We start from the raw sequence: 6073 nt of genomic DNA, 5'->3' as shown, positions 1-6073 counted from the left end.
GGGTGAAGCTCGTGGTGCCGGGTGTGCTGGGGGCCATCGTCGCGCTGTTCACCAACATCTCCAACGACTCCAGCCTGCGCTGGCGGACCATGGACCCGCGGGCCGTGTCCGGGCAGGGCGGCGCTCGCCACCACGTACGGCTCGTCGGGGCCGATGCCGCAGGTGCGCAGCCGGGCGGCCAGGCCGGCCGGGTCGGGCTCGGTGAGGGCGGCCATGACGAGCTGCTCGGCCAGCCGTCGCTCGACCCGGCGGCCCTCCTCCATCCGGTTGCGTTCGAGGGTCACGCAGGCGGCCAGCTCGTGGCCCAGGTCGGCCCGGTCCATCAGGTCGCCCTCGCAGGCGAGGAGCCAGCCGGCCGCGCGGTGGCCGCGGCCCACGCCGAAGAGGGTGTGCCCGCCGGCCCGGCAGGGCAGTCCGGGCGCGGTGAGGTAGGCGCGGGCCAGCCGTACGGGGTCGTCCGCCTCGCCGGCGATCACCTCGCCGGAGGCGGACACGACGGCTCCGGTGACGCCCAGCTCGGCGGCCGTGAGCGCGAACAGCTCGGTCAGGCCCGCGCCCTCGGCGACGGCGGCGACGAGGCGGCGGTGACGGCCGAGCGCGTCGCGGGCGTCGCGGGCGTCGCGGATGTCGCGGGCGCCCCGGGCGCCCCGGGGGTCGCCGGGCGGGCGGGGCACGGCCAGCTCGGCGAGCGCGCCGAACGACACCTCGGTGGGCACCTCCAGCAGCGGCAGGCCGGCGTCGGCGCAGGCGGCCACCACGTCGTCGGGGACGTGGCCGAGCCGGGCCAGGCCCGCGCCGAGGGCCGCCGCCCCGGCCGCCACCAGCGCCGCGACGAACCGCGCGGAGTCGGCGGGGCCGCGCCGCCACATGAGCCCGGTCAGCACCAGCTCGCCGCCCGACAGGTAGCGGCCCGGCGCGGGCAGGTCGGTGATGTGCACGCCGCGGAACTCGACGCCGGGGTCGCCGGTGAGCAGCCGGAGCCGCAGCTCCTCCGCCGCCAGCAGCTCACCGATGCGCACTTGGAGGAATATACAAGTCCGCACCGTGGAGTGCGGACCGGGATTTCACTCGCCGCGCATTGGAGGAGCCGCGGCGGCGGTGCTCTACTCGAAGGATGACCGAGACGGAGACGCGAGCCGGGACCCGGGCCGGCCCCCGGACCTGGGGCGTCGGCGCCAGCGCTCCGCGTCCCGACGCGACGCTGAAGGTGACGGGCGAGTTCGCCTACGCCTCCGACCTGTGGATCGACGGCATGGTGTGGGGCGTGACGCTGCGCAGCCCGCACCCGTCGGCGTGGATCCGGTCGATCGACGTGGGCCCGGCACTGGCGGTGCCGGGCGTGCTGTCCGCGCTCACCCACGAGGACGTGCCGGGCGAGAAGTTCTACGGCCTCGACGTCAAGGACCAGCCGGTGCTGGCCGTCGACCAGGTGCGCTACCAGGGTGAGCCGGTGGCGCTGGTGGCGGCCGACCATCCGGAGACCGCCCGGCGGGCCGCGGCGGCCATCGTGGTCGACTACGAGGTGCGGCCCGCGGTGACGGACCCGCGCGAGTCCCGCGACGTCGTACGACACCAGCCGGTGCGGGTGGGCGACACCTTCGAGGCCGAGGTCGTGGTGACCGGCGAGTACGAGGTCGGCATGCAGGACCAGGCGTTCCTGGGCCCGGAGTCGGGGCTGGCGGTGCCGGCCGAGGACGGGGGCGTCGACCTCTACATCGCCACCCAGTGGCTGCACGTGGACCGCGACCAGCTCGCGCCCTGCCTCGGCCTGCCGCCGGAGAAGGTGCGGCTGACGCTGTCGGGGGTGGGCGGCGCGTTCGGGGCCCGCGAGGACCTGTCGATGCAGGTCCACGCCTGCATGCTGGCGCTGCGGCTGGACCGGCCCGTCAAGATCGTGTACGGGCGGGAGGAGTCGTTCTTCGGCCACGTCCACCGGCATCCCGCGCGCCTGCGCTACGAGCACGGCGCCACCCGCGACGGCCGCCTGGTCTACGTCAAGGCCGACATCCTGCTCGACGGGGGCGCCTACTGCTCCTCCTCCCCCGCCGTCGTGGGCAACGCCGCCTCGCTGGGCGCCGGGCCGTACGAGGTGCCGAACGTGCGGGTGGACGCGACGGGCGTCTACACCAACAACCCGCCGTGCGGAGCGATGCGCGGGTTCGGCGCGGTGCAGGCGTGTTACGCGTACGAGTCGCAGATGGACCGGCTGGCCGAGGCGTGCGGCCTGTCGCCGGTGGAGATCCGGGTGCGCAACGCGGTCTCCCAGGGGTCGTCGCTCATCACCGGGCAGGTGATCGACTCGCCGGCGCCGCTGGCCGAGATGCTGCGCGAGCTGGAGGCGATGCCCCTCCCCGGGCCCCTCCCACCGGAGCGCTCCGGTTCCGACCTGCGGATGCTGCCGGGCGGCGTCTCCCAGACCACCCACGGCGAGTCGGTACGGCGCGGCATCGGCTACGGCGTCGGCATCAAGAACATCTGCTTCTCCGAGGGCTTCGACGACTACTCGACGGCCCGGGTGCGGGCCGAGCTGGTCGGCGGGGAGCCGCACGTGACCGTGCACACCGCCGCCGCCGAGGTCGGCCAGGGACTGGTGACGATCCAGTCCCAGATCGCGCGGACCGAGCTGGGCGTCGAGCACGTGACCGTGGCGACGGCCGACACCACGGTGGGCTCGGCCGGCTCGTCGTCGGCCTCCCGCCAGTCGTACGTGACGGGCGGCGCGGTCAAGGCCGCGTGCGAGGCCGTGCGCGCCCGGTTCGAGGGGCTGCCCGCGCGGGAGGCGCTGGAGAAGTTCGGCCCCATCGAGGAGACCCGCGAGTACCGGCACCGGCCGACGTACCCGATGCACCCGGAGACGGGACAGGGCGACTCGCACACGCAGCTCGCGCTGTGCGTCCACCGGGCCGTCGTGGACGTGGACGTGGAGCTGGGCCTGGTCAAGGTGGTCGAGCTGGCGGCCGTGCAGGACGTGGGCCGCGTCCTCAACCCGCAGGCGCTGGAGGGCCAGATCCACGGCGGCTCGGCGCAGGGGCTCGGGCTGGCGCTGATGGAGGAGATCCAGGTGCGCGACGGCCGGGTGCTGAACCCGTCGTTCACCGACTACCTCATCCCCACGATCCTGGACATGCCGCCCATGCGGCTGCGCGTGCTGGAGAACCCGGACCCGGCGGCGCCGTACGGGCTGCGCGGCGCGGGCGAGCCTCCGACGCTGTCGTCCACGCCCGCCGTCGCCGCGGCGGTGCGCGCGGCGACGGGGCGAAAGTTGACGCGTGTTCCAATCAGACCCGAAGATATCGCCTTGTTCTGGGACCGGTCCGACGACGCGGTCTGACGACAGGCTCCCACCGGCGGCGAGGCGACTCCCGCCGGGGTCAGGGGGCCGACGACGGGGAGGGTATCCGATGGCGGACGCGCGTGAAGCGGCCAAGGCGGAGTTCGAGCGGTTCGACAGCGACGGCGACGGACTGCTGACCGCGGCCGAGATCCGGCAGGTCAACCAGGCGCTGGGCGGCCAGGGCGTGACCGATGAGGAGGTCGAGGCGTTCATCGCGGCGGCCGACAGCGACGGCGACGGCCGGATCGGGCTGGAGGAGTTCGTCGCCCTGGTGGGCGGCGGCCGGCACGAGCAGGCATGATCGGCTCTTTCGCCGGGTAAGGGCACCGGCAGTCCCCCTCATGGCGAAGGGGGAGGTCCGTGCTCGACAGGGTGTTCGAGCTGACGGGACGGGAGACGACCGTCGGGCGTGAGGTGCGCGGCGGTCTCACGACGTTCATGGCGATGGCGTACATCGTCCTGCTCAACCCCATCATCCTCGCCGGCGCCCATGACGTGACCGGCGCGAAGCTGACGATCGTGCAGCTCACCACGGCCACCGCGCTGGCGTCGGCCCTCAGCACGCTGCTGATGGCCTTCGTCGGCAACGCCCCGTTCGGCCTGGCCGCCGGGCTCGGGCTGAACGCGGTCGTGGCCTACCAGGCCGCGCCGTACATGACGTGGGCGCAGGCCATGGGCCTGGTGGTGCTCGAAGGCGTGATCATCATCGTGATGGCGGTCACGGGCCTGCGCGCGCTCATCATGAACGCCATCCCGCTCGCGCTCAAGCACGCGATCAGCGTCGGGATCGGGATGTTCATCGCGCTGATCGGGCTGGTGGACGCCGGCTTCGTGACGGCGGGCTCGGGGACGCCGGTGCAGCTCGGCTCGACCGGTCACCTGACGGGGTGGCCGGTCACGCTGTTCTCCTTCGGGCTGCTGCTGATGATCGTCCTGTACGTCCGCAGGATGCCGGCGGCGATCCTCATCAGCATCGTCGTCACCGCGGTCCTGGCGGTGATCGTGGACGCGGTGGCCCGTGTGGAGCCCCGCTCGTGGGGCGTGGTGCAGCCGCGGGTGCCCGAGAGGCTGGTCGCGCCGCCCGACTTCGGGCTGGTCGGGCAGGTGGACGTGTTCGGCGGGTTCGCCCGCGCGGGGGTGCTGACGGCGGCCGTGGTGCTGTTCACGCTGGTGCTGTCGGGGTTCTTCGACGCGATGGGCACGATCATCGGCGTGAGCGACGAGGCCGGGATGGTGGACGAGCAGGGGCGGGTGCCGAGGCTCGGGCGGATCCTCACGGTGGACGGGATCGCCGGCGTGATCGGCGGGGCGACGAGCTCGTCGGCCAACACCGTGTTCGTCGAGTCGGCGGCCGGTGTGGGCGAGGGCGCGCGGACCGGCCTGGCCGCCGTCGTGACCGGGGCGCTGATGGGGCTGACGCTGCTGTTCACGCCACTGGCCGGGGTGGTGCCCGCGGCGGCGGCGGCCCCGGCGCTGGTGCTGGTCGGGGCGCTGATGATGATGCAGAGCAAGAACGTGCCGTGGGACGACCTGGAGATGGCCATCCCGGCGTTCCTGACGATCGCGCTGATGCCGTTCACCTACTCGATCACGAACGGGGTGGGCGCGGGGGTGATCTCGTACACGCTGATCAAGGCGGCGCGCGGGAAGTTCGCGGAGATCCCGTGGCTGCTGTGGGTGGTGTCGGTGATCTTCCTGGCGTACTACGCGATCGAGGCCCTGCGGGGGTGGGCGGCCTAGCGGATGTCGCCCGGGTTGCAGGCCACGCCGTTGCCGTCCACGTCGACGTACCAGGAGTACTCCTCGTGCGTGCCCTTGGTGTACGGGCCGCGGCCGGCGGCCACGGCCTCCTTGCAACTGGTGTACCTGCGGTCGGGAGCGCGGCGGCCGGTCTGGGTGCCCGCGGTTTGGGTGCCCGTGGTTTGGGTGCCCGTGGTTTGGGTGCCCGTGGTTTGGGTGCCCGTGGTTTGGGTGCCCGTGGTCTGGGTGCCCATGGTCTGGGTGCCCGTGGTCTGGGCGCCCGTGGTGTCGGTGAGTCCGGTGCCGGAGGTGCCCTGGGTGGCCGGGTTCGTGGCGCCGGGCAGCGGCTGGCCCGTCCCCGTCTGCTGTCCGGTGCCCGGCTGCTCTCCGGTCCCCGGCTGCTGCCCTGTCCCCGGCTGATCCGTCCCCGGCTGATCCGTCCCTGGCTGGCCGGTGCCCGGCTGGCCCGTGCCCGGCTGGCCCGTCGCGGGCGGGCTGCCGAGCAGGCGGGTGGCCAGCGCCTCGGCCTCCTCCTTGGTGAAGCCCGCGATGCTCAGGCTGTCACCGTCCATGCTCTGGGTGACGACGGGCGCGGCCACGACGGTCCGGGGCACCAGCACGACGGCGATCTGCCGCTGGTCGGGCACCATCTCGTCGATGAGCGCGACCACCTTCTCCTTGTACTTCGGGGCGATCGCCACGCGCACGGAGTACGTGCCGTCCTTCTCCCGCACCGGCTCGATCCGCTGCACGGCCTCGACCGTGACGCCGTCCTCCAGCAGGTAGCACGTGGTCTGCCGCTCGTCGAGCGCGGCCTCCGCGCCGGGGCACGGCGCGGGCTTCTGCTCGCGGATCGGGGCGAAGTGGATGGGCGTCGGCAGGCGCTGGGGCGGCACGCCGCCGAGCAGCGGCGCGTCGGGGCTCCTCGTCATGAGGACGGCCACGGTGCCGAGCACGCCCGCGATCACCACCACGAGGACGAGCGAGACGATCAACACG

The 6073-nt window shown here is 73.6% G+C and carries 5 protein-coding genes; 3 read left to right on the top strand and 2 right to left on the bottom strand.

Going from position 1 to position 6073, the window contains the following annotated elements:
- The coding region (locus tag ABZS51_RS36170) for a PucR family transcriptional regulator ligand-binding domain-containing protein (protein ID WP_355450917.1) at positions 1-1019 on the bottom strand (1019 nt) is incomplete at its 3' end.
- 95 nt (positions 1020-1114) lie between these two features.
- On the opposite strand from ABZS51_RS36170, the gene ABZS51_RS36165 reads away from it, so the two are divergent.
- The 3 genes from ABZS51_RS36165 to ABZS51_RS36155 all read left to right on the top strand — a co-directional run bounded on the left by ABZS51_RS36165 (position 1115) and on the right by ABZS51_RS36155 (position 5074).
- Positions 1115-3331 (top strand): molybdopterin cofactor-binding domain-containing protein, encoded by a 2217-nt coding sequence (locus ABZS51_RS36165; protein WP_355450914.1) that lies wholly within the window; start codon positions 1115-1117, stop codon positions 3329-3331.
- 70 nt (positions 3332-3401) lie between these two features.
- Complete coding sequence (locus tag ABZS51_RS36160; RefSeq protein WP_310715935.1) at positions 3402-3635, top strand: EF-hand domain-containing protein; 234 nt, start codon at positions 3402-3404, stop codon at positions 3633-3635.
- A gap of 59 nt (positions 3636-3694) precedes the next feature.
- Positions 3695-5074 (top strand): NCS2 family permease, encoded by a 1380-nt coding sequence (locus ABZS51_RS36155; RefSeq protein WP_310715934.1) that lies wholly within the window; start codon positions 3695-3697, stop codon positions 5072-5074.
- On the opposite strand, the gene ABZS51_RS36150 is transcribed toward ABZS51_RS36155, so the two are convergent.
- Entirely contained in the window at positions 5071-6072 is a 1002-nt protein-coding gene (locus ABZS51_RS36150) for an excalibur calcium-binding domain-containing protein (RefSeq protein ID WP_355450910.1), read from the bottom strand. The two genes, ABZS51_RS36155 and ABZS51_RS36150, sit on opposite strands and share 4 nt — an antisense overlap.
- Position 6073 lies beyond the last annotated feature (1 nt).

This window comes from Nonomuraea sp. NPDC005501, assembly GCF_040605905.1.
Classification (GTDB): Bacteria; Actinomycetota; Actinomycetes; order Streptosporangiales; family Streptosporangiaceae; genus Nonomuraea.
The sequence above is the reverse complement of the archived record's forward strand: the minus strand, read 5'-3'. Positions and strand labels throughout refer to the sequence as shown.

Bases quoted from the DNA above. Each gene is read 5' to 3' on its own strand.
- ABZS51_RS36165 (WP_355450914.1), top strand. From the start codon at position 1,115: ATGACCGAGACGGAGACGCGAGCCGGGACCCGGGCCGGCCCCCGGACC.
- ABZS51_RS36160 (WP_310715935.1), top strand. From the start codon at position 3,402: ATGGCGGACGCGCGTGAAGCGGCCAAGGCGGAGTTCGAGCGGTTCGAC.